The 24,280-nt window shown below is 71.5% G+C and carries 22 protein-coding genes; 5 read left to right on the top strand and 17 right to left on the bottom strand.

The annotated features are described in order from the left end of the window. Positions 1-126: 126 nt before the first annotated feature. Genes A3IC_RS0135300 through A3IC_RS0135310 form a run of 3 tightly spaced genes read right to left on the bottom strand, consistent with a single transcriptional unit; the run spans position 127 to position 3,734 of the window. A complete protein-coding gene (locus tag A3IC_RS0135300; protein ID WP_020554801.1) occupies positions 127-912 on the bottom strand; it encodes a 3-oxoacyl-ACP reductase in 786 nt (261 codons plus the stop codon). After that, entirely contained in the window at positions 913-2,355 is a 1,443-nt protein-coding gene (locus tag A3IC_RS0135305) for an aldehyde dehydrogenase family protein (protein WP_052173960.1), read from the bottom strand. A gap of 11 nt (positions 2,356-2,366) precedes the next feature. Next, on the bottom strand, positions 2,367-3,734 hold the full coding sequence (locus A3IC_RS0135310) for a glutamine synthetase family protein (protein WP_020554803.1): 1,368 nt from the start codon (positions 3,732-3,734) through the stop codon (positions 2,367-2,369). An 83-nt stretch (positions 3,735-3,817) separates the two neighbouring features. Between A3IC_RS0135310 and A3IC_RS0135315 the strand changes: the two genes are divergently transcribed. The 3 genes from A3IC_RS0135315 (at position 3,818) to A3IC_RS0135325 (ending at position 7,040) form a co-directional block, all read left to right on the top strand. Beyond that, positions 3,818-4,561 (top strand): FadR/GntR family transcriptional regulator, encoded by a 744-nt coding sequence (locus A3IC_RS0135315; RefSeq protein ID WP_020554804.1) that lies wholly within the window; start codon positions 3,818-3,820, stop codon positions 4,559-4,561. A 209-nt stretch (positions 4,562-4,770) separates the two neighbouring features. Next, a complete protein-coding gene (gene eat / locus A3IC_RS0135320; RefSeq protein WP_020554805.1) occupies positions 4,771-6,231 on the top strand; it encodes an ethanolamine permease in 1,461 nt (486 codons plus the stop codon). 80 nt (positions 6,232-6,311) lie between these two features. Further along, entirely contained in the window at positions 6,312-7,040 is a 729-nt protein-coding gene (locus A3IC_RS0135325; RefSeq protein WP_020554806.1) for a gamma-glutamyl-gamma-aminobutyrate hydrolase family protein, read from the top strand. A 66-nt stretch (positions 7,041-7,106) separates the two neighbouring features. Here the strand turns inward: A3IC_RS0135325 and hypE are convergent, their stop codons facing one another. The 14 genes from hypE to A3IC_RS58385 all read right to left on the bottom strand — a co-directional run bounded on the left by hypE (position 7,107) and on the right by A3IC_RS58385 (position 21,423). Continuing rightward, positions 7,107-8,198 (bottom strand): hydrogenase expression/formation protein HypE, encoded by a 1,092-nt coding sequence (gene hypE, locus A3IC_RS0135330; RefSeq protein WP_020554807.1) that lies wholly within the window; start codon positions 8,196-8,198, stop codon positions 7,107-7,109. Continuing rightward, a complete protein-coding gene (gene hypD / locus A3IC_RS0135335) occupies positions 8,191-9,318 on the bottom strand; it encodes a hydrogenase formation protein HypD (RefSeq protein ID WP_020554808.1) in 1,128 nt (375 codons plus the stop codon). Before hypD ends, hypE begins: the two co-directional genes overlap by 8 nt. Then, entirely contained in the window at positions 9,315-9,662 is a 348-nt protein-coding gene (locus tag A3IC_RS58370; RefSeq protein WP_052173961.1) for a HypC/HybG/HupF family hydrogenase formation chaperone, read from the bottom strand. Before A3IC_RS58370 ends, hypD begins: the two co-directional genes overlap by 4 nt. A gap of 71 nt (positions 9,663-9,733) precedes the next feature. Further along, complete coding sequence (hypF, locus tag A3IC_RS0135345; RefSeq protein ID WP_026219115.1) at positions 9,734-12,094, bottom strand: carbamoyltransferase HypF; 2,361 nt, start codon at positions 12,092-12,094, stop codon at positions 9,734-9,736. Further along, complete coding sequence (hypB, locus tag A3IC_RS58375) at positions 12,091-12,951, bottom strand: hydrogenase nickel incorporation protein HypB (protein WP_020554811.1); 861 nt, start codon at positions 12,949-12,951, stop codon at positions 12,091-12,093. Before hypB ends, hypF begins: the two co-directional genes overlap by 4 nt. Positions 12,952-12,957: 6 nt before the next feature. After that, entirely contained in the window at positions 12,958-13,347 is a 390-nt protein-coding gene (locus A3IC_RS0135355; RefSeq protein ID WP_020554812.1) for a hydrogenase maturation nickel metallochaperone HypA/HybF, read from the bottom strand. Positions 13,348-13,622: 275 nt separating this feature from the next. Beyond that, positions 13,623-14,318 (bottom strand): hydrogenase maturation protease, encoded by a 696-nt coding sequence (locus tag A3IC_RS58380; RefSeq protein WP_020554814.1) that lies wholly within the window; start codon positions 14,316-14,318, stop codon positions 13,623-13,625. Further along, the gene (locus A3IC_RS0135370) at positions 14,315-15,724 is read right to left on the bottom strand and encodes a hypothetical protein (RefSeq protein WP_020554815.1); all 1,410 of its coding nucleotides are present in this window, start codon (positions 15,722-15,724) and stop codon (positions 14,315-14,317) included. Before A3IC_RS0135370 ends, A3IC_RS58380 begins: the two co-directional genes overlap by 4 nt. Beyond that, positions 15,721-16,437 carry a DUF6084 family protein gene (locus A3IC_RS0135375; RefSeq protein WP_020554816.1) on the bottom strand — a complete coding sequence of 239 codons (717 nt, stop codon included), beginning with the start codon at positions 16,435-16,437 and terminating at the stop codon, positions 15,721-15,723. Before A3IC_RS0135375 ends, A3IC_RS0135370 begins: the two co-directional genes overlap by 4 nt. After that, complete coding sequence (locus A3IC_RS0135380; protein ID WP_020554817.1) at positions 16,434-17,084, bottom strand: DUF5947 family protein; 651 nt, start codon at positions 17,082-17,084, stop codon at positions 16,434-16,436. Before A3IC_RS0135380 ends, A3IC_RS0135375 begins: the two co-directional genes overlap by 4 nt. Continuing rightward, entirely contained in the window at positions 17,081-17,614 is a 534-nt protein-coding gene (locus A3IC_RS0135385) for a hypothetical protein (protein WP_020554818.1), read from the bottom strand. Before A3IC_RS0135385 ends, A3IC_RS0135380 begins: the two co-directional genes overlap by 4 nt. Further along, positions 17,611-19,395: a nickel-dependent hydrogenase large subunit gene (locus A3IC_RS0135390; protein ID WP_026219116.1), complete on the bottom strand. Its 1,785-nt coding sequence runs from the start codon at positions 19,393-19,395 to the stop codon at positions 17,611-17,613. The genes A3IC_RS0135385 and A3IC_RS0135390 overlap by 4 nt, the downstream gene beginning before the upstream one ends. A gap of 84 nt (positions 19,396-19,479) precedes the next feature. Beyond that, positions 19,480-20,568 (bottom strand): NADH-quinone oxidoreductase subunit B family protein, encoded by a 1,089-nt coding sequence (locus tag A3IC_RS0135395; RefSeq protein ID WP_245599762.1) that lies wholly within the window; start codon positions 20,566-20,568, stop codon positions 19,480-19,482. A gap of 165 nt (positions 20,569-20,733) precedes the next feature. Continuing rightward, positions 20,734-21,423, bottom strand: coding sequence for a TetR/AcrR family transcriptional regulator (locus A3IC_RS58385; protein WP_020554821.1), 690 nt, complete (start codon positions 21,421-21,423; stop codon positions 20,734-20,736). 197 nt (positions 21,424-21,620) lie between these two features. On the opposite strand from A3IC_RS58385, the gene A3IC_RS58390 reads away from it, so the two are divergent. Both A3IC_RS58390 and A3IC_RS0135410 read left to right on the top strand, forming a co-directional pair. After that, on the top strand, positions 21,621-23,042 hold the full coding sequence (locus A3IC_RS58390; protein WP_020554822.1) for an MFS transporter: 1,422 nt from the start codon (positions 21,621-21,623) through the stop codon (positions 23,040-23,042). Between the two features lie 46 nt (positions 23,043-23,088). Beyond that, a complete protein-coding gene (locus tag A3IC_RS0135410; RefSeq protein WP_020554823.1) occupies positions 23,089-24,222 on the top strand; it encodes a GDSL-type esterase/lipase family protein in 1,134 nt (377 codons plus the stop codon). Positions 24,223-24,280: the final 58 nt, after the last annotated feature.

Consider the following 24,280-nt stretch of genomic DNA (forward strand, 5'->3'; position numbering starts at 1 on the left):
GCCGCCGGCCCGTCGCGCAGGGGACGCACGACGGGCCGGCGGCGGTGGGACCCACGATCGCGGCGGCGTGTACCGGAGCGCGGGGTTGGGGCCGGGCCGGCGGCGCACCGACGAGCCCGGCACCCGCTACATCGGGGTGACGTACGCCCCCGCGATACCGCCGTCGACCAGGAACTCCGCGGCGTTCACGAACGACGAGTCGTCGCTGGCCAGGAACGCGACCGCGGCCGCGAGTTCCTCGGGCTCGGCGAACCGGCCGACCGGGATGTGCACGAGCCGGCGGGCCGCCCGCTCCGGGTCCTTGGCGAACAGTTCCTTGAGCAGCGGGGTGTTCACCGGCCCCGGGCACAGCGCGTTGACCCGGATGCCCTCGCGGGCGAACTGCACGCCCAACTCCCGCGACATCGCGAGCACGCCGCCCTTGGACGCGGTGTAGGAGATCTGCGAGGTGGCCGCGCCCATCACCGCCACGAACGACGCGGTGTTGATGATCGAGCCCCTGCCCTGCCGCTGCATGTACGGCAACGCGGCCTTGCAGCACAGGAACACCGAGGTGAGGTTGACCTCCTGGACCCGGCGCCACGCGTCCAGGCCGGTGGTCAGGATCGAGTCGTCGTCGGGCGGCGAGATGCCCGCGTTGTTGAACGCGACATCGACCGACCCGTAGGTGTCGAACGCGGTCTTGAACAGGGCCTCGACCTGGTCGGCGTCGGTGACGTCGACTCGCACGAAGATCCCGCCGACCTCCTCGGCGGCGGCCTTGCCGGACGCTTCGTCGATGTCGGCGCACACCACGTTCGCGCCTTCGGAGGCCAGTCGCCGGGCGGAGGCCAGGCCGATACCGCTGCCCGCTCCGGTGACGACGGCCGTACGGCCGACCAGGCGGCGGCACACGGGGGTCTGCTCGCTCACTTAACTCTCCTCGGTGCTCGTGGACTCGGTGGTGACGGACTCGGTACTGATGAACACGTTCTTGATCTCGGTGAAGGCCGCCAGTGCGTCCGGCCCCAGCTCCCGGCCCAGCCCGGACTGGCCGAAGCCGCCGAACGGGGTCGAATAGCGCACGCTGCTGTGCGAGTTGACCGACAGGTTCCCGGCCCGCACCGCTCGCGAGACGCGCAGCGCACGACCCACGTCCCGGGTCCACAGCGACCCGGACAGCCCGTACGCGGTGGCGTTGGCCAGTCGGATCGCATCCGCCTCGTCGTCGAACGGCAGGACCACCGCGACCGGACCGAAGATCTCCTCCACCGCCGTGCGGTCCTCGGCGGACTCGGGTGTGAGGACCGTCGCCGGATACCAGAAGCCCTTGCCGGTGGGCGCCTGTCCGCGGATCGCGGCGGGCGCGTCCTGCGGTACGTAGGAGCGCACCCGCTCGCGATGCGCGGCGGAGATCAGCGGGCCCATCTGCGTGTCGGGATCCCTGGGGTCGCCGACCCTGAAGGCCCGCACCGCCGGTTCGAGCAGGTCCATGAAGCGGTGGTAGACGCCGCGCTGCACCAGGATGCGGGTGCGCGCGCAGCAGTCCTGTCCGGTGTTGTCCAGGAACGCGCCCGGCGCGGCGGCCGCGGCGGCCTCGATGTCGGCGTCGGCGAAGACGATGTTCGCACTCTTGCCGCCCAGTTCGAGGGTGACCCGCTTCACCCCGGCGGCGCACCTGGCCATGATGTCCTTGCCCACGGCGGTGGAGCCGGTGAAGACCACCTTGGCCACGCCCGGGTGTTCCACCAGGGCCCGTCCGGCGACGGGGCCGGCTCCCGGCAGCACCTGGAACAGTCCCTCGGGCAGACCCGCGGCCAGGCCCAGTTCCGCCAGGCGCAGTGCGGTCAGCGGGGTGGTCTCGGCGGGCTTGAGCAGGACCGCGTTGCCGGCCGCGAGTGCGGGCGCCAGGCCCCACGCGGCGATCGGCATCGGAAAGTTCCAGGGCGCGATCACCGCGACCACGCCGAGCGGTTCGTGGAAGGTGATGTCCAGGCCGCCGGCCACCGGGATCTGCCGGCCGCTCAGCCGCTCGACCCCGCCGGCGGCGTAGTCCAGCAGGTCGCGGACGTTGCCCGCCTCCCAGCGGGCGTTGCCGATCGGGTGGCCGGCCTCGCGCACCTCCAGCCGGGCGAGTTCCTCGAGGTGCTCGTCCACGACGACGGCGAAGCGGCGCAGGACGCGGGCCCGGTCGCCGGGGGCGCGCGCCGACCACTGCGCGGCGGCGCGGGTGGCCCGGGCCACCGCCGCGTCGACGTCGTGCGCCGAACTCGCCCGGATGGTGGCGATGATCTCCTCGGTGGCGGGGTCGAGGATGTCGTGCTCGTGCGGCCCGTCCGGGTCGGGTCGGTCGTGTTGTTCGTGCTGCTGGGACAACGCTTTGATCCTCACATGCGCTCGAAGGAGCGGAAGCGCTCCCAGTCGGTGACTGCCGTGTCGTACGCGTCCTGCTCGACCTGCGCCATGTGCAGGTAGTGGGCCACCACCTCGGCGCCGAAGGCGTGCTCGGCGATGGTCGAGGAGGCCCACAGTTCGGCGGCCTCGCGCAGCGTGCCGGGCACGTGCGGCGCGTCGCCGGTGTAGGCGTTGCCGGTGCAGGCGTCGCCGGGTTCGAGCTCGTGCTCGATCCCGTACAGGCCGGCCGCGATCATCCCGGCGACCGCGAGGTAGGGGTTCACGTCCCCGCCGGGGAGGCGGTTCTCGAAGCGGTGCGAGTGGCCGTGTCCGATCACCCGCAGCGCACAGGTGCGGTTGTCCGGCCCCCAGGCCACCGCGGTCGGCGCGAAGGAGCCGGGCCGAAAACGCTTGTACGAGTTGATGTTGGGCGCGTACAGGAGCGTGAACTCGCGCATCGCGGCGAGTTGGCCGGCCAGGAAGTGCCGCATCGTCTCGGACATCCCGTACGGACCGCTGTCGTCGGCCAGCACCGGCCAGCCGTCGCCGTCGCGCAGGGACAGGTGGATGTGGCACGAGTTGCCCTCGCGCTCGTCGTACTTGGCCATGAAGGTGAGCGACATGCCCTCCTGCGCGGCGATCTCCTTGGCTCCGGTCTTGTAGACGGTGTGCTGGTCGCAGGTGGTCAGCGCGTCGTCGTAGCGGAAGGCGATCTCGTGCTGGCCGAGGTTGCACTCGCCCTTGGCCGACTCCACGGTCATCCCGGCCGCACCCATCTCGTTGCGGATCCGGCGCAGCAGCGGTTCGACCCGGCCGGTGCCCAGCACCGAGTAGTCGACGTTGTACTGGTTGGCCGGTGTCATGCCGCGGTAGGCGCGGTCCCAGCCGGCCTCGTAGGTGTCCTTGAACAGGATGAACTCGAGTTCGGTGCCGGCGTGCGCGGTCCAGCCGTGCTCGGCGAGCCGGTCGAGTTGGCGGCGCAGGATCTGTCGGGGCGAGGCCGCGACCGGGGAGCCGTCGTGCCACAGCAGGTCCGCGTTGACCTGCGCGGTGCCCGGATGCCAGGGGGTGCGGCGCAGGGTGGCCAGGTCGGGGCGCATCACGAAGTCACCGTAGCCACGTTCCCAGGACGACATCGCGTAGCCGGCGACCGTGTTCATGTCGGTGTCCACGGCGAGCAGATAGTTGCAGCCCTCGGTGCCGTGGGCGAGCGTGTCGTCCAGGAAGAAGCGGGCGGCGAAGCGTTTGCCCTGCAGCCTGCCCTGCATGTCGGTGAAGGCCAGGACTACCGTGTCGATCTCCCCGGTGTCGACGAGTGCGCGCAGCTCGTCGACGGACAGCGGGGGCGTTCGGTCTGCCAAGGGAATGCCTCCTGTCGGTCCAACCGGAAGCCATAAGGTATGGCCACGAACCATTGATTGGGAAGAGCTGGAGGGGAGGGATCGTGGACGAGCGATCCGGGCCGGAGCCCAAGGACGGGCTGTCGCCGCTGTTGCGGCCGGTGCGTGCGGGCAACGGCTTCGAGGAGGCGTTGGAGCAGATCCTCCAGGTCGTCCGGCTGGGCCTGGTCTCCGACGGCGGCCGGCTGCCCGCCGAACGCGACCTGGCCGAGCGGCTCGGGGTCAGCCGGGTGACCCTGCGCGAGGTACTCAAGGTGCTGGCCGATCAGGGCATCGTGGAGAGCCGCCGGGGCCGTTACGGCGGCACGTTCGTGCGCGAGCGCCCGGGGCCGGTCGGCGACGGCTCGGCCGCCGAGCTGCGCCGCCGGATCGCGAAGGTGGACGTGGAGGACACGCTGCGCTTTCGCGAGGTGCTGGAGGTCGGCGCGGCCGGGCTGTGCGCGGCCCAGGGCTTGGACCAGGCGCAGGCGGCGCGGTTGCGGGCGGCACTGGCGCAGACCAGGGACGCGCCGCTGGCCGAGTACCGGCGCCGGGACACGCTGCTGCATCTGACGTTGGCCCAGTTGTGCGGCTCGCCGACGTTGGCCGGCCAATACGCGGCGGTTCGGGCCACGGTGAACGACCTGCTGGACTGCATTCCGCTGCTGGTGCGCAATCTGGAGCACTCGCAGCACCAGCACACCGCACTGGTCGAGGCGATCCTGGACGGCGATCCGGACGCGGCGGCCGAGGTGATGCGCGAGCACTGCGCCGGAACCGCGGCCCTGCTGCGCGGGTTTCTCGCCTGAGCCACCCGTCACCTCCCGCCCCGGCCGCGCGGAATCTCCGCCCGGCCGGTGCCGTTTTCCCGCCCGGGTCGCCTTGTTTTTCCGCTCGCCTCGGACCACCCGCCCGAAAGACATCCGCGCCGAAGCCTTGCGCGGTGTCGACTCGAAGAGCAAAGGTATGCGCTCGAACCAATAATTCTTCCTCACCTCCCTCCCGTCAGGAGTGGCTCGTGGTCGACGACATCCAAGCGCGCACGAAGCAGAGCGGCGGCGCGTCCGCCGGGGCGGAGGACTACCTGGAGAAGCGGGCGCTGCGCCGGGGCAGCGCGGGCTGGTTGCTGCTGACCGGCCTCGGTGTGGCCTATGTGGTCTCGGGCGACTTCTCCGGCTGGAACTTCGGCCTGGCCGAGGCCGGTTTCGGCGGTCTGGCGATCGCCGCCGCGCTGATGGGCCTGATGTACACGTGCATGGTCTTCTCGCTCGCGGAGTTGTCCTCGATCCTGCCCGCCGCCGGCGGCGGATACGGCTTCGCCCGTCGGGCGCTGGGCACCTGGGGCGGCTTCCTGACCGGCACCGCGATCCTGATCGAATACGTGCTCGCGCCCGCCGCGATCGTCATCTTCATCGGCGACTACGTCGAATCCCTCAACCTGTTCGGCCTGACCTCGTCCTGGCCGGTCTACCTCGCCTGTTTCGTCGTCTTCATCGGCATCCACCTGTGGGGTGTCGGCGAGGCGCTGCGCTTCAGCTTCGTGGTCACCGGGATCGCGGTCGCCGCACTGCTGATCTTCGCGGTCGGCGCGTTCACCGAGTTCGACGCCGGCGGGCTCAACGACATCCCGGTGGACCACGACGCGCTCGGTGCCAACTCCTGGCTCCCGTTCGGTCTGCTCGGCATCTGGTCCGCCTTCCCGTTCGGGATGTGGTTCTTCCTGGGCGTGGAGGGGGTGCCGCTGGCCGCCGAGGAGACCAAGGACCCGGCCCGCACGCTGCCCAAGGCGATGAGCCTGTCGATCGGCGTGCTGCTCCTCCTGGCCGTGCTGACCTTCCTGGCCGCGACCGGCGCGCACGGCTCGAACGCGGTCCAGGAGGCGGGCAACCCGCTGGTGACCGCGCTCCAGGGCGACGGCGAACCGACCCCGCTGAGCCGCTTCGTGAACTACGCCGGCCTGGCCGGACTGGTCGCGTCGTTCTTCTCGCTGATCTACGCCGGATCGCGGCAGTTGTTCGCACTGTCCCGAGCCGGCTACCTGCCCCGCTTCCTGTCCCTGACCAGCCGCCGCAAGGCCCCCTACCTCGGTCTGCTGGTGCCCGGCGCGCTCGGCTTCGCACTGGCCGCGTGGAGCGGCGACGGCGCCCGGATGCTGAACATCGCGGTGTTCGGCGCGACCATCTCCTACGCGCTGATGTCGCTGTCGCACATCGTGCTGCGCCGCCGCGAACCGGACCTGGCCCGGCCGTACCGCACCCCGGGCGGTATCGCCACCTCCTCGGTGGCCTTCGTGTTGGCCTGCTCCGCACTGGCCGCGACGTTCCTGGTGGACAAACAGGCCGCGTTCATCGCTCTGGGCGTGTACGCCGTCGCCCTGGCCTATTTCGCCCTGTACAGCCGGCATCATCTGGTGGCCAACGCGCCCGAGGAGGAATTCGCCGCACTGGCCGCGGCCGAGGCCGAACTCGACCGGGACTGACCACACACCCATCCCATCCATCGCCGCCGCGATCCCGAGCCCGCGATCTCGAGACATCCTGAGGAACCGAGCCACCCTTCATGCCCAAGCCACTGATCGGTATCAGCACCTACCACGAGGAATCCGTGCAGTGGGGGGTGTGGCAGCTGCCCGCCGCGCTGCTGCCCCTCGACTATCCGACCCATATCCAACGCGCCGGCGGGCTGGCGGTGATGTTGCCTCCGGACGCTCCGGAGGCGGCGGCCGAGACCGTGGCCCGGGTGGACGCCGTGGTGATCGCGGGCGGTCCGGACGTACGGCCCGCCCGCTACGGCGCCGAGCCGCACGCCCGGACCGGGCCTCCGAACGAGGCCCGGGACGAGTGGGAGAGTGCGTTGATCGAGGCGGCGCTGGCCTCGAACACGCCGCTCCTGGCGATCTGTCGCGGCATGCAACTGCTGAACGTGGTGTTGGGCGGCACGCTGATCCAGCACGTGCCGGACGTGGTCGGCCACGGCGGGCACACCGGCCCGTCCGGCACACTGGCCGCGCACGTCGTCGCGCCGATCCCCGGCACGCTGTTCGCCTCGCTCGGCGCCGAGCCGTACGAGGTGCCGACCTACCACCACCAGGCGGTGGACCGGCTCGGCCGCGGCCTGGTGCCGAGCGCCCGGGCCGAGGACGGCATCATCGAGGCGGTGGAACTACCCGGCGAGAACTTCGCGCTGGGAGTCCAATGGCATCCCGAAGCCGGGACCGACCGGCGGCTGGCCCACGCCCTGATCGCCGCCGCCCGCCGGCCGCGCCTGGTGCCCGCGCCTTCGGCCTGAGGACCGCGCGCGAGGGCCGCATACGCACGCCGTTGCGGCCGTCGCGCGACGATCCCACGGCACCGCTCAACAGATCCTGGGCAGTTGCTCGCCGATCGGCATGTCCAACACGCGTGTGCCGCCCAGCCCGGTGCGCGCCACCACCATCCCCGGATGCGCCGCGACACACTCCCCGATCACCACCGCCCCCGCGCCCAGCGGATGCGCACGCATCGCCGCGAGCACCGCGTCGGCGTGCTCGCGGGGCACGAACGCGACCAGCTTGCCCTCGTTGGCCACATACAGCGGATCCAGGCCCAGGATCGCGCACGCGTTGGCCACCTGGGGCGGCACCGGAACGTCGCGTTCGGCGATCGTCACGCCGACCCCGGCCGCGGCGGCGATCTCGTTGAGCGCGGCGCCCAGGCCGCCCCGGGTGGGATCCCGCAGCACGTGCAGGTCCGGCGTGACCGCCAGCATGGCCTCGACCAGCCCACCCAGCGCGGCGCAGTCGCTGCGGATCTCCACGTCGAATTCGAGGCCCTCGCGCACGCTCATCACGGCCACGCCGTGCACGCCGATGTCGCCGCTGACGATCACCACGTCGCCCGGGGCGGCGCGCTGCGGTCGGATGTCGACGCCTGCCGGGAGCAAGCCGATCCCGGCGGTGTTGAGATAGATGCCGTCCCCGTGCCCGGCCTCGACCACCTTGGTGTCGCCGGTGGCGATCTCCACGCCGGCGGCTCGGGCCGCGTCGCCGAGCGCCTGGGCGACCCGGGCGACGACCGACATCTCGACGCCCTCCTCCAGGATGAAACCGACGGACAGATATGCCGCCTTGGCGCCGCTCATGGCCAGGTCGTTCACCGTCCCGTTGACCGCGAGGTCGCCGATGCCGCCGCCGGGGAAGAACAGCGGACGGACCACGAACGAGTCGGTGGAAAAGGCCAGTCGGGCCCCGCCGAGGGTGATCACCGCGGAGTCGGCGAGACCGGCCAGCAAGGGTCCCCCGAACGCGGGTGCGAAGACGTGCTCGACGAGTTCGGCGGACAGCGCGCCGCCGCCGCCGTGCCCGGTCACGATCCGCGGATGGTCGCGCAACGGGGCCGGGCAGGTCCACCCGGAGAAGTCGGGCGCGGCGGGCGCGGCGACCGGAGCCAGGTCGATGAGCTCAGACAACGGGGGTCGCCTCCCGGGGCGCGGTGGCGGCGGCGTCGAGCCGGCGGTAGAGGTAGTAGGCGGCGCACGCGCCCTCACTGGAGACCATCGTGGCGCCGAGCGGATTGCGCGGGGTGCAGGTGGTGCCGAACGCCGCGCACTCGTTGGGCTTGAGCAGGCCCTGCAACACCTCGCCGCTGCGGCACTCGGCCGGTTCCAGGGTGGCGATCCCGGTCACGTCGAAGCGGTACTCGGCGTCGTGGTCGCGGTAGCGCGAAGACAACCGCCATCCGCTGTCCGGAATGATCCCGATGCCGCGCCAGGCCCGGTCCGTCACCTCGAACACATCGGCCAGCATGGCCTTGGCGGCGGGATTGCCCTCGACCCGGACCGCCCGCGGGTACGCGTTCTCCACGGTGTGCTCGCCACGCTCCAATTGGTGGATCGTGCGCCGGATGCCCTCCAGGATGTCCAACGGCTCGAACCCGGTGACCACGATCGGCACCCGATGGCGCTCGGCCAGGTCCGGATACTCGTCCATACCCATCACGCTGCACACGTGGCCGGCCGCCAGGAAGCCCTGCACCCGGCAGTCCGGCGACTGCATGATCGCCTCGATCGCCGGCGGCACCCGCACGTGCGACACCAACAGACTGAAGTTGCGGATGCCCAGCCGCCTGGCCTGATACACCGTCATCGCGTTGGGCGGCGCGGTGGTTTCGAAGCCGATACCGAAGAACACCACCTCGCGGTCCGGGTTGTCCCGGGCGATCGCGAGCGCGTCCAACGGCGAGTAGACCACCCGCACGTCGCCACCCTCGCTGCGCACCCGGAACAGGTCGCGGTCGGTGCCGGGCACCCGCAGCATGTCGCCGAACGAGCAGAAGATGACCCCGGGGCGCGCCGCGATCGCCAGCGCCTTGTCGATCACCTCCAGCGGGGTCACGCACACCGGACAGCCCGGCCCGTGAATCAACTCCACCCCGGAAGGCAGCAGTTGGTCGATCCCGTGTCGAATGATGGTGTGCGTCTGCCCGCCGCAGACCTCCATGATCGACCACGGCCGGGTCACCGTGGCCCGGATCTCGTCCAGCAGTCGACGACCGACCTCCGGATTCCGGAACTCCTCCAGGTACTTCACCGCCGGGCCTCCTTCGAAACGCCGTTGTGATTGGGGTCGGGGACGACCACCGGCTCCGGCCGGACGAACTCCCCGGGCGCCGCACCGGCCGCCTCCCAGGGGTCTCCGAACTCCTCCTGGAGCAGCCCCATTTCATCGAACAGAGCAAGCGTGCGCAGGGCCGACTCCTCGTCCAGCCGTTGCAGCGCGAAGCCCACGTGCACGATGGCGTACTCACCGACGCTCAGGTCGGGGACGTACTCCAGGCACACCTCCTTGACCACGCCGCCGAAGTCGACGAGACCCATCCGGGTTCCGTCCCGATCCTCGATGTGCGTCACTTTGCCGGGCACCGCCAGGCACATGGGTCTCTCCTCGTCATCCGGCAACGACCGCGGCACGCGCGTCGTCGACTCGTGGGTCTTCGGGCGAACGTTCACGGGCGGGCCGGATCATCGGGCACGGGTCGACCGGCCCCGACCAGCACCTGGCCCAGCGCCAGCCCACCGTCGTTCGGCGGCACCCGGCGATGGCGCAGCACGGTGAAGTGCCGTTCGCGCAACGCCCGCCCGCAGGCCGAGGACAGGATCGCGTTGGCGAACACGCCGCCGGTGAGCGCGACCGGCGTCGGCCCGAACCGCTCCCGCGCGTGTTCGGCCACCGCGACCACCAGGTCCACGACCGCGTGGTGAAAACGCGCCGCGAGCAGCTCCGGCTCGCTCCCGGCGCGCAGGTCGGCGATCGCCGCCGCGAACACCGGGCCGGGGTCGGCGATCAGCGGATCGTCCTCGCCGTCCCCCGGGAGCAGCCCGAACGTGTACCCCGGGACCGGTCCGGGCCGCCGAACGGCCGCGCCCTCCAACTCGATCGCCGCCTGCGCCTCGTACCCGGCCAGGTGGCAGACGCCGATCAGCGACGCGAACGCGTCGAAGAGCCGACCCATGCTGGAGGTGGGCACGCAGTTCAGGTCGCGTTCGAGCTGGCGCGCCAACACCCGGCGTTCCTCGTCCGATCCGGCTCGCACGCACGGCAGGTCGTCCGCCCACTCGATCCCGGCAGCGTGCAGGTGAGCCAGCGCCATCCGATACGGGCGGGCCACCGCCGCGTCGCCCCCGGCCAGCGGCGCGTAGCGCAGGTGCGCCACCCGCTGGAAGCCGGCGTAGTCGGCGAGCAGGAACTCCCCGCCCCAGATCGCGCCGTCGTCCCCGTAGCCGGTCCCGTCGAAGGCGACGCCCAGCACCGGCGCGGTGCCGTGCGATCCGTGTTCGGCCATCGCGGCGGCGATGTGCGCGTGATGGTGCTGGACCAGACGCACCGGCCGCCGTGCCGCGGCGCGGCGCGCCCAGCCGGTGGACCGATAGCCCGGATGGCGATCGGCGACCAGTACTTCGGGACGCACGCCGGTGACCGCGCCCAGATGCTCCACCGCGTGCTCGAACGCACGCTGCGTGGCCAGGTCGTCCATGTCGCCGACATGCCCGGACAACCACGCCTCGCGCCCCTCGGCCAGCGCGAACGTGTTCTTCAGGTCCCCGCCGACGGCGAGTGTCGCGGGCACTGCCACCGGCAGCCGGATCGACAGCGGAGCCCAGCCCCGGGAACGCCGGACGAACAGCGGTTCGCCGTCCACGACCCGCACCACCGAGTCGTCCAGCGGCACCCGGATCGCCCGGTCGTGGGTGAGCCAGCCGTCGGCGAGTGGTGCGAGCCGGGTCAACGCCTCGGCGTCATCGGTCACGATCGGCTCGCCGGCCGCATTGCCGCTGGTGAGCACGAGCAGGCGCGGCCCGGGCCGATCGTCGAGCAGCCCCAGGAGCAGGTGGTGCAGGGGCGTGTACGGCAACATGAAGCCCAGGTCGGGGCAGCGCGGGGCGATCGCCTCCGGCAGTGCGGACCGGGCCGCCCGGCGGCGCCGGAGCAGCACGATCGGTCGGGCGGCACCGGTGAGCAACTCGCGCTCCGCGTCCCCGATCGCGGCATGCGGCTCGATCTCGGCGAGGCTACGGGCCAGCAGCGCGAAGGGCTTGTCGCCGCGCCCCTTGCGCTCGCGCAGCCGCACTACCGCGTCCTCGTCGGCCGCGTCGCAGGCCAGGTGGTAGCCGCCGATGCCCTTGACCGCCAGGATCGCCCCCTCGGCGAGCATCCGGCGGGCCTCCTCCAGCGTGCCGAAGCCGATCGGCGCCCCGTCCGCGCCGACCAGGGACAGCCGGGGCCCGCAGGCGTGGCACGCGATGGGTTGTGCGTGGAAGCGTCGGTCGCTCGGATCGGTGTACTCCCGGGCGCAGTCCGCGCACATCGGGAACTCGGCCATCGTGGTGTGCGCACGGTCGTAGGGCAGTGCGGTGACGATGGTGAAGCGTGGGCCGCAGTCGGTGCACGTGATGAACGGGTGCAGGTGGCGGCGATCGGTGGGGTCCGCCAGCTCGGCCAGGCAGGGCGCGCACGTGGCGACGTCCGGTGGGATCTGGGTACGCTGCGTGGCGCCCGACTCCGGCGGTGCGGACGCCACGATCGCGAACCCGGTGTCGCCGCCGATCTCGAGTTCCTCGTGGGTGATCGACTCGACCGAGGCCAGCGCGGGCGCGTCGGTGTCGATCCGCCGGCAGAAGGCGGCCACCTCGGCCGACCGGCCCTCGATCTCCACCAGCACGCCCGCACCGGTGTTGGTGACATGGCCGGCCAGGCCCAGCTCGGTGGCCAACGTGTAGACGAACGGCCGGAAACCCACGCCCTGCACGGTGCCCCGCACGGTGATTCGACGACGCTGTGCGACGTCGGCCTGCCCCCCGGCGGTCAAGACGGCTCCCCCGCCGGCGCGGGCCACCGGTCGAACCCGTGGTCGTCCTCGTGTGTGTGAGCGGGGTCCCCGTGCCCCTGCCCGTACTCGTGCTCGTACGGGTGGGCGTGATCATGCCCGTTTCGGTGTCCGTGGTCCGGCGACCCGCCGTGCCCGTGCCCGTCCGCCGCGTGCCGCGCCATGACCGGCGTGTGCACCGCGGCGCCGTCGAGCACCGCGAGTGCACGTGCCAGCAGATCACCCACACCACGGCCGGTCCTGGCCGACGTGAACAGCACCTCGACCCCGGGGTTGACCCGCCGGACATTCGCCAGGAACGCGAGTTCGTCGAACTCGACCGCCTCGGCGAGGTCGGTCTTGGTCAACACCACCAGGTTCGCCAGGCCGAACGCGGACGGATACTTGAGCGGCTTGTCCTCCCCCTCGGTCACCGACGCGAGCGCGACCCGCAAGCTCTCGCCCAGGTCGTAGGAGGCCGGGCAGACCAGGTTGCCGACGTTCTCCACGAACAACAGCCGGGTCCGCGTCGGCAGCCAGCCGGTGAGCTGCCGGCGCAACATCGCGGCCTCCAGGTGGCACAACCCGTCGGTGAGGACCTGCTTGACCGGCGCGCCGGCCCGGGCCAGCCGCGTCGCGTCGTTGTCGGTGGCCAGGTCGGCGGTCAACGCCGCCACCGGAACGCCGCGTTCGCCGGCCAGGCGCAGTTCCGCCTCCAGCAGCGCGGTCTTACCACTGCCGGGGCTGGACAGCAGGTTGATCGCGATCACCCCGCGCGCGGTCAGCTCGGCGCGCAGGTCGCTCGCACCGCGATCGTTGTGGGCGAGTACGGCCTGCCGCAACTCGTCGACTCGGCACATGACGGATCAACCCTCCTGAATGGCCTCGGCGTATCCGACGTCCTCGACCGGGTCGGCCCAGCACACGTCGAGAATCTGCAACTCGCGTCCGCACAGCAGTTCGGCTGTCGCTCCCGCGCACTGGGGACAGCACAGGTCCGGCGGCATGCCCACCGCCCACTCCACGGCGCACGCCGCGCAGCGGGCCCGGCCGGGGACGATCTCGATCACCAACTCGGCATCGCGCAGCACCGTTTCGGCACGCGCGACCTCGAAGGCGAAGGCCAGTGCGTCGGGAACCACACCGGCTAGTTCCCCGACCCGCAGCCGTACGCTCAGCGCGGCGCGGTCGCCGATGCGCGCGGCAGCCGCCTCGACCTGTTCGACGGCGGCCATCGCAATCGACATCTCGTGCATCGGCCCTCCGCTGGTTCGCCGGTCCCGCGCTTCGACCCACCGGCTCGGCCTGCCCGAGCCCGGGGCTCCATTACAGGCGCGGCCGGCGATTTGTCCCGACACCCACGCCGTGGCCGACGCCCGGCGTACACCATTCGCCGCAACCCGGTGGGGCCGGCCGGGTATCGAGCGGGCCGGCCCACGCGGGCCGGCCTACATGGCGCGCATCCGCAGATAGCGCTGGATGTCGGCCCGATTCACGAGCACGCCCAGCCCCAACAGAAGCACTCCGCCGATCAGGACCCTTCGCATACCGGCACCTCTCCGGAATCGGAATCGCAACCGCGCACCGCGTCCACGGCGGCGGGTCGTGCATCGACCGGGTCCGGCGCGTCCGGCGTACCGGCTCGCGCGCGGACCGTTGGTTCGACCGCTCGTTCGGCCGCCTGCCCGGCCGGCCGGTCGGCCTTGCGCTCGGCCGGTTCCCGGTGCCGCAGCACCCGCAGGATCAGCGCGACCGCCTCGTCCACGGCGGCCGCCACAGGCGGGCTGAGCCCCACCCGCTCGTTCAGGTCGGCCGGTTCACAGCCGACCACAAGCACCCGGCGCGGCGGCGTGCCGCCGGTGCCCGCGCTCAGCGTGCCCAGCAGTGCGAGCACCGCGTCGGGCCCCATCCGGTGGCCGTCCAGCAGCGCCGACCCCGCTTCCACCGAGCCCGGTACGGCGGCCTCGATCAGGTACACCGTGCCCGGTTCGCCGCCGCGTGCGGTGGCGTCCACCAGGATCAACGTGTCGTAGCCTTCCAGGAGTTGGTAGGCGAGGTGCACACCGCGCACGCCGAAGTCGACCACCTCGGCGCCGGCCGGCAACTGGTGTGCGGCGATCCTGCCGACGGTCTCCACCCCGAATCCGTCATCACCGAGGAAGATGTTGCCGACCCCGGCGACGAGCACGCGCTCGACGCCGTCGGTCGGCTCGTCGCGGCCGGTCATTCGTCCTCCGGGAGGGTGAGTTCGTCGGGTCGGAAGTACAGGAACCGGCCCTGTGCACGCCGGATGTCCGCGCCTGGGTCGTCCGCCACGGTCACCGCGACGTGCACCGCGCCGTCGACGTCGTGCAGCACCGCCTCGACCACCGCGTCCCGGCCGTGTAGGAACAGGTCCTGGGCGTCGGTACGGCGCGATCCCGGCCGCAACCGCACCCGACTGCCCGCCCCAACCGAACGCCCGTCCAGCAAAACCCGATCCGAACCGGGATCGAACCCGGCGTCGCTCGCCGGATCCCACCAGGGCCGGTCGCCCCCCGACACGAACGGATCCGCCGCGTCGGGTTCGGCCAGGGTCGTCGGCGCACCCGGCCCGCTGCCCTCGCGCAGCGCCCGCACCGCGCCGTGCAGCCGGTCCCACACCTCCGGGGGCAGCGAGTCGACCAGGTCCACGGCGGCGCCCGCTCGGACGTCGGTGCCGCGCGCCTCGCGCTTCTCCCGCTCGGTCAGCGCCGACGTGCGCAGCGCGAGAATCTCGTCGATCTCGGTCGCGTCGTAGAGCGCGCCCAGGCTCTCCGGGGCCACCTGCGGGTGATCCTCCAAGATGATCGGCGAGGACAACACCACGTCGTCCCGCTCCCCGACCAGCACCGGCCAGGTCCGCAGATTGACGCACGTCGCCGCGGCGGCCCGGGCCCACTCCGGCGGATCGGTCATCGACAGGAACGACCCGGCGTCCACCCCGAGCAGCACGTGCGCCGACACCAGCGCGTAGCGCAGCGCCGCGTCCCGGTCGGCACCCGGATCCGGCGTCCAGCCGACGGTGTTCGCCACCTCGACGGTGAGTTTGAGCGTGCGGTACGGGCCGGGGATCTCGGCGGTCCGCAGCCGGATCACTCCCTCCGCCCGGGCCCGCCGGCGGACCATCCGACCGAGCACCCGGCCGTCGAGCTCGACCGCCTCGCTGTCCTCGTGCTCGTCCCGCTCGAACGGCACGACCAGCCCATCACCGGCCAAATTCGCTACTGGCACCACGAGTTCGACCCGCTCCTCGATGCCTTCGTCCCACGGCACGAGCACCCTGTCGGGCAGTTCCAACTCGTCCACCGAGGTGAATCCGCCGTCGGGACCTGCCTGTTGCACCGTGCGTCGTCGCGCATGCAGGAAGCGCAGCTCGACCGAGAGGTTCGCGCCGTCACGCGGTTCGATCAGGCACTCGGTGCGCTGGTCGTGGTGTTCGCCGCTGCCCTGCCCCCAGGCGGGCGGCACCAGGACGCCGAACTGCCAGCGCATCCGGTTCTTGGCGGCCGAGGCCCGGTACGGGTAGAGCACGTAGCCCTCGAACAGGACGGCGTCGGCGATCTGTCGAGCGGCGGCGAACCGCTCCTCGGTGGCGAGCCCGGACGGTGTCATCGCACGATCCCCTCGGTGTCGCCGCTGCGATCCGGCGCGCGGTCGCGGCCGGCCGCGACACCGAGGATGCGCTCGGACGCGGAGTCGGGTTCGGCCGCCGCCAGCAGGGCTCGCATCGTGGCCTCCCAGGAGGGCAGCGCATGCCGGGACCGGTAGGCGAGCAGCGCGTCCATGCCCTCGCGCGGCAGGCGCAGCCAGCCGCAGCCGGGGAAGTGCTGCTCGATCATCTCCTGCCACACGGCCACCGGCATGCGGCATACGGCCTCCTTGTGCCAGGGCACCGGTTCGACCCCGAAGCCGCCGGGGCCGGTGAACGCGGTCCCGGAGAAGAGCATCAGCAGCGGCACCTCGCCCTCGCCCAATGCGTGGAAGTAGCGGGAGGAGGCGATGTCCATGTCGTAGGTGCACGGCACCACCAGGTCCACCTCGGTCTCCCCGGTGAAGCCCGGCGCGGTCAACGCCACCTGGGCGAACCGGATCGGGTGCAGCGTGCTGCCCCAGCGGGATCGTTCGCCGAACAGCACGTCCAGCCGGTCGCCCTCGACCGCGCCGTAGCGGCGCCGGGCCGGCTCGATCCGCAGTTGCACGTGCAGCGCGAGTGCGTGCACCCGGGCCTGCTCGGCGGCGGTGATCCGCAGCCGGAAGACCAGGGTGGGGCCCGCCGCGTAGCCGTCCGCACGCACTCCGACGCAGGAGAAGTCCAACTCGGTCACGGCAGTTCGTCCCTTCCGGGCACCCGAGCCCGCGAGCGCACGTCGGCGAAGAACGCGGCCAGGTCGGCGCGCGCCTCGGCACCGCCGTCGAAGCCCTGCCAATGCAGTCGCATCCGGCCCACCAGCGCGTAGCAGACGTCGACCGGAACCAGGAAGCACTCGCTCGCCCCGTCGGTGCGGCGCAACAGCAGCGCCTCGACGTCGGCGTGCAGCAGTCGGGCGAGCCGACTCTCACCGAGCACCGCCTGCCACAGGTCCGGGTCCAGGTCGCTTTCGGTGGCGCCGGCCGGGCTGGGGTAGAACGCGACCAGCCGGTCCGCCGCGGCGTTGCGCAGGAAGAACGCCATCCCGACCGGAATCTGCAGGGCATCCCACGCGCCGTCGTCCAGGCTGTGGTCGGGGTCGACGAGGTAGCGCTCGGGCACGGCCCGGTGGCGACCGCCGGCCGCGCCGCGCTGCTCGAACAACAGGGCGCAGCCGCGGCACGCGCAGGCCAGGACCCGGGCCTCGGTGTCGACGAGGTGGCGATGTCCCGGGCCGACCTCCTCGGCGCACAACTCGCAGCGTTCCGGCCGCGGTCCGGCCGGGCGGCGGAATCGGCGCAGCCCGGTCGCCGGCCGCGTACTCGTCCGGGGTGGCGCGCTCACCGCGCGGCCCGAGCCGGGTCGATCCCTCGGACGCCGATCTGGAGCAGCGCGGGTTGTGCGGGCGCGGCCGGGGCCTCCTCGATCTCGACGTGCTCGATCTCGGGTGCGTAGCCGCCCAGGACACCCTCGATGGCCTCCCGCGCGCCGTCCGCGCTCGTGTTCGCGCATCCGCAGCCGCCGCTCGCGGCGGTGATCCGCAGTCGCACGCTCCGGGCGAGCTCGTCGTAGTCGAGCAGTTCGGCGCGGTGTTCCGGGTGGGCCGCGAGGCCGCGGGCGATCCGGGTCGGCACGTCGTCCGGATGCAGGTCGTGCAGGACGAGCAGGCCGGTGACCAGTTCGTCGTCGAGCACGGCGCGCCTGTCCGTGTCGGCGTCGCGCAACAGCGCGGCCAGGCGGGTCAGGCCGGCGCCGTAGAAGTCCATCAGGGCGCGTACCAGATCCTCGGCGGCGGCCTTGCCGGCCGGGTCGGCGCTCGCGGCCAGGCGGGTGAGGATCTCCTCGACCCGCAGTCCGGTCTGTTCGGCGTTCATCCGCTCAGCCCGCTCAGGCCGGTGGGCACGTGCAGCTTCTGCAGGGTCTTGCCGTCGCCGAGGTACATGTGCACGCCGCACGGCAGACAGGGATCGAAGCTGCGCACGGCCCGCATGATGTCGATGCCCTTGAAGTTCTCCGGGGAGTTCTCCTCGAAGATCGGCGTGTTCTGCACCGCGTCCTCGTAGGGCCCGGGGGTGCCCAGGGTGTCGCGGACGCTGGCGTTCCACGGAGTGGGCGGGTACGGGTGATAGTTGGCGATCTTCCCGTCCCGGATCACCATGTGGTGCGAGAGCACACCGCGCACGGCCTCGGTGAAGCCGACGCCGACCGCCTGGTCGGGCACTTCGAACTTCTCCCACGTCTTGGTCCGGCCCGAGCGCACCTCTTCGAGTGCCTTCTCGGCGAAGTACACCGCCATGGCGGCCATGTACGCCTGGAAGTAGGTGCGTGCGCGGTTGCGCTCCAGGGCGTTGCTCCACTGCGGGATCTTCCACTCGAAGGTGGTCTCCGGTTTGGTCATCGACCTGGGCAGATTGATCACCACGCTGTGCCCGGTGGCTTTGACGAAGCCGGTGTCGACCAGGCCGTTGAGCGCGGTGGACCACAGCCGGGCGAGCGGGCCGCCGCCGGTGTCCAGGGCCAGGTAGTCGGTGCCGTCGAACCAGCGCGGCGACATCACCCAGCTGTAGTTGTTCTGGAAGTCCCGCTTCTGCGGTGCGGGGATGGTGTGCTGGTTCCACGGGTGGCGCGGGTCGACCGAATTGCCCAGCGGGTCGTGCGTGACGAACTGCTCCTGGCCCTCCCAATCCTGGTAGTAGGAGCTGCCGAGCAGGATCCGGATGCCCAGGTTGATCTCGGTCAGGTCGTTGGTGATCAATTCGCCGTCCACCACGATGCCGGGGCTGACGTACATCCGCCGGCCCCAGTCGGTCATGTTGCGGTAGGTGAAGTCGCAGTGGTCGGGGTCGTTGAGCGCGCCCCAACAGCCGAGCAACACCCGCCGCCGGCCGACCTCCTCGTAGCCGGGCAGGGCCGTGTAGAAGAAGTCGAAGAGGTCGTCGTGCAGCGGCACCACACGCTTCATGAACTCGACGTAGCGCATCAGTCGGGACAGGTAGTCGGTGAACAACTGGACCGAGGCGACCGTGCCCACACCGCCCGGGTAGAGCGTGGAGGGGTGCACGTGCCGGCCCTCCATCAGGCAGAACATCTCCCGGGTGTAGCGGCTGACCGCCAGCGCCTCACGGTAGAACTCACCCTCGATCGGGTTGAGCGAGCGCATGATGTCGGCGATGGTGCGGTAGCCGTGTTCCGCGGCGTGCGGGGCCTCGGTGCGTTCGGCCAGTTCCAGCACACCGGGGTTGGTCTCGCGGACCATGCGCTCGCAGTAGTCCACCCCGACCAGGTTCTCCTGGAAGATGTTGTGGTCGAACATGTACTCGGCGGCTTCACCGAGGTTGATGATCCACTCGGCCAGGTGTGGCGGCTTGACGCCGTAGGCCATGTTCTGCGCGTAGACCGAGCAGGTGGCGTGGTTGTCGCCGCAGATACCGCAGATCCGGCTGGTGATGAAGTGCGCGTCGCGGGGGTCCTTGCCGCGCATGAACACGCTGTAGCCGCGGAAGACCGACGAGGTGCTGTAGCACTCGGCGACCCGCTTCTGCTTGAAGTCGATCTTGGTGTGGATGCCCAGACTGCCCACGATCCGGGTGATCGGATCCCAGGACATCTCGGTGAGGCCGCTGCCGTCGCCGGCCACTTTGGTCGAGGGTGCCATCGTGTGTAGTGCCCTTCTGCGGTGTGGGACGGCGGCACGCTCGGGGCCGGCCGCGAAGTCGAGGACTGGGTGCAGGCGATCCGCTCACCAGGGCGGGCGGTAGCCGGTGGTCAGCTCGCGACGCGAGTGACGCCACTTGGGTTCCTTGTCCACGGTCTGCGCGGTGATCGAGCGCAGTTTGCGGATCAGCAGGCCGTACGCGCCGCTGGCGGTCGCGGAGACCTTGCTGCCGGGCGGTTCGTCCATGAAGGGCATGAACTTGTCCGGGAAGCCGGGCATCGTGCACGCGATGCAGATCCCGCCGACGTTCGGGCAACCGCCGACGCCGTTGATCCAACCGCGCTTGGGCACGTTGCACTTGACCACCGGACCCCAGCAGCCCAGCTTCACCAGGCACAGCGGCGAGCCGTACTCGTCGGCGAACTGCCCCTGTTCGTAGTAGCCGCCGCGGTCGCAGCCCTCGTGCACGGTGGCGCCGAACAGCCAGGTCGGACGCAGTTTGTCGTCCAGCGGGATCATCGGCGCGGACCCGGCGAGTTGGTAGAGCAGGTAGGTCAGCGTCTCGGCGAAGTTGTCCGGCTGGATGGGGCACCCGGGCACGCACACGATCGGCAGGCCCGCCTTGGAGGTCCAATCCCAGCCCAGGTAGTCGGGCACGCCCATCGCGCCGGTCGGGTTGCCGGCCATCGCGTGGATGCCGCCGTAGGTGGCGCACGTGCCGATCGCCACCACGCCGGTGGCCTTGGGCGCGAGCCGGTCCAGCCATTCGCTCGTGGTGATCGGTTGGCCGGTGGCGGGGTCGTCGCCGAATCCGCACCAGTAACCCTCGGCCTTGATCGACTCGTTCGGGATGGATCCCTCGACCACCAGGACGAACGGGTCGAGTTCGCCCCGTTCGGCCTTGAAGAACCATTCGATGAAGGTGTCCGCGCCCTGGACCGGGCCGCATTCGTAATCGATCAGCGGCCAGTGCACGGCGATCGGCGGCAGTCCGGGCAGCGCGCCGGTGACGATCTCCTCGATCGACGGCTGCATCGCGGCGGTCAGGGCGACGGAGTCGCCGTCGCAGCTCAGACCGGCATTGATCCACAGGATATGGATCGGGGACGGTGGTTCGGCCGGCGTGCCGGCGCTCGGACTCTCGGCGGTGTTCTCGGGCGTGGCGCGCATGATGACGCCTCCTCGAAAGGTTACGAGTCAGACATAACGGACTCTTCGAACCTTCCTATCAGCCCACCGCGTGACGCGCCTCACATCCGGGCCATCCGGGCGAGTCTCGCCACCCCCGGTTCCGCGGCGGCGCATGGGGCCGACCCGCCGCCGCGTCACCGATCCGCGTCAGGACACCGGCGGTACGGGCGTGTCCGGGGTGGCGGTCCCGTCGGCCGACGGGCGGTAACGGGCCAGGAACATGTCCACGCCGCCGGTGATCAGCCGCTGGGTCAGATCGGCGTCGGGCACCGCGCCCGAGGAGCCGTAGGAGATGTGCGGCATCAGGACCAGGCCGGAGAGTTGGATCGCGGCCAACTGCACGTCGTCGATCTCGAGTTCGCCGCGCCCGACGAGTTCCGCGAGCGCCGTGCGGACGATCACGTGGAAGCGGTCCGGTCCCAGTTCGCGCCAGGTGCGGCCCAGATCGGGCAGCCGCGACATCGAGCCCATCACCACGTTGTGCAGGGTGAGCACCTCCGGCGTGGCATGACCCGCCACCCATGCCTCGCAGATCGCCACCAGATCGGCCCGGACGTCCGTCGAGGAGCCCAGCCGCTCCTCGATCAGGCGGGTGGACTCCGCGAGCGCCCGGTCCAGGATCTCGCCGACGATCGCCGTGAACAGGGCCTCCTTGCTGCCGAAGTGGTTGTAGACGGTCACCTTCGCGACGCCCGCCTCGGCGGCGATGGTGTCCATGCCCACCTGGTAGCCCTCGCGCAGGAAGGCTTGCGTGGCCGCCTCCAGGATCGCCTTGCGCTTGCGCGCCGCCCGGTCACCGGAAGGGATGCGCTTGGGGGTCTGCTCCGCTGCCCACACAGTCGTGTCTCCGTTCGTCGAGCGCAGTTTAACCAATTGAACCGAACCGGTTAGTTCAGCTGAACCGTGCTGTTGGGTTTCGGTCGCGCACCGCCGCACTGTTGCGTGTGCTAACTGAACTGCACTGTTGAGTTCAACTGAACTCCACTGTATGGTTCAGTTCTCGAACAAGCCACTTCCCGGAAGGGGATCAGCGCATGAAGCACGAGCAGACGAGCGAGCGGTCGGCGCGAACGGGGGCGGCATTCGCGCTGCTCGCCGCGGTGCAGGCGATCCTCAACACGTCGGTCACCATCACCTCGGCCGCCGGGCCCGACATCGCCGCCGACCTGGACCTCGGCGCGTCGGGTCTGGTCTGGGCCGGCGCCGCGTACACCCTGGCGTTCAGCGGCCTGCTGCTGCTCGGCGGCCGGGTGGCCGACCTGCGCGGGCGGCGGGCCGGCTTCCGGATCGGCACCGCGGTGTTCGCCGCCGCGTCCCTGGCCGGCGCCCTCGTACCGGGCGGGGGGTGGCTGATCGCGGCCCGACTGGCTCAGGGCGCCGGCGCCGCGCTCGCCGCACCGGCCGCCATGGCGCTGGTCGCGGACGTCTTCCCCGGCGACGCGGCCCGCCGGCGGGCGATGGCCGCGTGGGGCGGGTTGTCCGGGGTCGGCGCGGCACTGGGCATGCAACTCGGCGGCGCGACCGCGACCTGGGCGTCCTGGCGCTGGGCGTTCGTGGCGCTCGCGCTGATCGGTCTCGCCGTCGCCGTGCTCGCCGGCCGGTATCTGCCGACCGGCCCGGCCCGGGTCCCGGGCCGCGTGGACGTGCTCGGCGCAGCCCTGGTCACCGGCGGCGTCGCGGTACTGAGCCTGGGGCTGGTGGCGGTGGGCACGCACGGCTGGCTCGCCCCGGCGGTACTGCTGCCGCTGGCCGTCGGAGCGGCATTGCTGGCGGCCTTCGGCGTGGCCGAGAACCGGGTCGCGGCGCCGCTCGTACCGCTGTCCTTCCTCGCCTCCCGCCGACGCGTGGCCGCGCTCGCCACCGGAATGCTCGCGCCGATCGCCGGGTCGACGGCCGCGTTCTTGATGTCCTTGTACTTCCAGCGGGTGCTGGGGTGGTCCGCGCTGCGCTCGGCGATGGGTTTCGGCCCGTACACGCTGATGCTGATCGCGGTCAGCGCCGGCAGTGTGCCGATCGTGGCCCGGTTGGGCGTGCGGTGGACGGCCGCACTGGGTCTGGCCACGATGGCGGGCGCCTTCGTGCTGTTCTCCCGGATCAGCCCGGACGCGGCCTACCTCGGAGCACCGCTTGCCGGCATGCTCACCCTGCCCATCGGCATCGGTCTGACCGCCGCGGCGGCCGTGGTCGCCGCCACCCGCGGCGTGCCGCACACCCAGGCCGCCCTCGCCGGCGGCGCGTTCAACACCACGATGCTGCTGGGCCCCACCGTCGGCATGGCCTTGTTCGCCTCGCTCGCCGACGCGCACACCGGTGCCGGCTCCTCCCCCGAACAGGCCGCCACCGACGGCTACGCGTTCGCCTTCCGGGCTGCGGCGGCGCTGTTCGCCCTCGCCGCGCTCGCCTCGGTGAGCCTGCGGGCCCGCCGCACCCCCAGCCCCCGGCCCGTCCGGGTCTGAGCACCACCGAACCACCACCCCCACCCAGCAGAGGAGTTCACCGATCATGACCACGACGACCTGGGTCGCGGGCTTTCGCTCCGCCGTGCTCGACCCGAACGAGAGCATCCTGATCCAGCCCTCACGGGGTTTCCGCGACCAGACGGTGCGGCAGATCCTGCACCTGGACGGCGGCGGTACCGCGCTGCGGGTGCTGCTCAGCAACGAATACGGCAAGGAACCGCTCGTCATCGGCGCCGCCCGGGTGGCCGTGGGCACCGGCGACGGCACGGTCGACCGCGACACGGACACGGTGCTGCGCTTCGGCGGCGCGGCCGAGGTGACCATCCCCGTCGGCGGATTCCGCCGAAGCGACCCGGTGGAGTTGGCCGTGCCCGCCGGGACCGACCTGGCGCTGACCCTGTACCTGCCCGGGGACACCGGCCTCGCCACCTACTCCGCCACCCCGTCGCAACTCGCCTACGTGCTACCGGGCAATGCCGTCTCGGCGAACTTCGTGGGCGCGGAGGAGGCGGACAACCGCTACTTCGTCGCCGGCGTGGACGTACTGGCTCCCGAAGGCACCACGATCGCCGTGGCCTTCGGCGACTCCTGGTTCGAGGGCGGGGGCACCTCAACCGGTGCCAACCTGCGCTTCCCCAACCAGCTGAACCGACGACTGGACCGGGGTTGGGTGGTCAACCAGGGCATCGGCGGCAACCGGCTGCTGACCGACGAGGTCGGCCTGCGCGGCCTCGCCCGCTTCGACCGCGACGTGCTCACCGTGCCCGGGGCCACCCACGTGCTCTTCCACTTCGGCCTCAACGACCTGGGCCTGCCGGGCATGACCGGCGAACCCCCGGCCACGGCTGAGGATTTGATCGCCGGATTCACCACGCTGGCCGCTCGGGCCCGGGCGGCGGGGCTGATCGGCATCGGGATGACCATGGGCCCCTACGCCGGCACCATCTATCCCGGCGTCGACAGCATGCAGGGGCGGGTGATCCGCCGTCGGGTCAACGACTGGATCCGCACGGCTGCGGTCTTCGACGCGGTCGTGGACGTCGCGGCGGCGGTGCGGAATCCCGATGCGCCGGACCACATCCGGCCCGACCTGGACAGCGGCGACCACCTGCACCTGAACGACGCGGGCGCACGGGCGATGGCCGGGGCCGTGGACCTGTCGTACCTGCGACTGTGACGGCACCACCGGGCCCGGACACACTCCCAGGCACCCGACGGGCGCCCGGCCTCGCGTC

This window comes from Embleya scabrispora DSM 41855 (assembly GCF_000372745.1).
GTDB lineage: Bacteria > Actinomycetota > Actinomycetes > Streptomycetales > Streptomycetaceae > Embleya > Embleya scabrispora.

Coding starts and splice junctions, on each gene's coding strand:
- A3IC_RS0135325 (WP_020554806.1), top strand. CDS start 6,312: ATGCCCAAGCCACTGATCGGTATCAGCACCTACCACGAGGAATCCGTG.
- A3IC_RS58370 (WP_052173961.1), bottom strand. CDS start 9,662: ATGTGCCTGGCGGTGCCCGGCAAAGTGACGCACATCGAGGATCGGGAC.
- hypB (WP_020554811.1), bottom strand. CDS start 12,951: ATGTGCCGAGTCGACGAGTTGCGGCAGGCCGTACTCGCCCACAACGAT.
- A3IC_RS0135355 (WP_020554812.1), bottom strand. CDS start 13,347: ATGCACGAGATGTCGATTGCGATGGCCGCCGTCGAACAGGTCGAGGCG.
- A3IC_RS58380 (WP_020554814.1), bottom strand. CDS start 14,318: ATGACCGGCCGCGACGAGCCGACCGACGGCGTCGAGCGCGTGCTCGTC.
- A3IC_RS0135370 (WP_020554815.1), bottom strand. CDS start 15,724: ATGACACCGTCCGGGCTCGCCACCGAGGAGCGGTTCGCCGCCGCTCGA.
- A3IC_RS0135385 (WP_020554818.1), bottom strand. CDS start 17,614: ATGAACGCCGAACAGACCGGACTGCGGGTCGAGGAGATCCTCACCCGC.
- A3IC_RS0135390 (WP_026219116.1), bottom strand. CDS start 19,395: ATGGCACCCTCGACCAAAGTGGCCGGCGACGGCAGCGGCCTCACCGAG.
- A3IC_RS58390 (WP_020554822.1), top strand. CDS start 21,621: ATGAAGCACGAGCAGACGAGCGAGCGGTCGGCGCGAACGGGGGCGGCA.
- A3IC_RS0135410 (WP_020554823.1), top strand. CDS start 23,089: ATGACCACGACGACCTGGGTCGCGGGCTTTCGCTCCGCCGTGCTCGAC.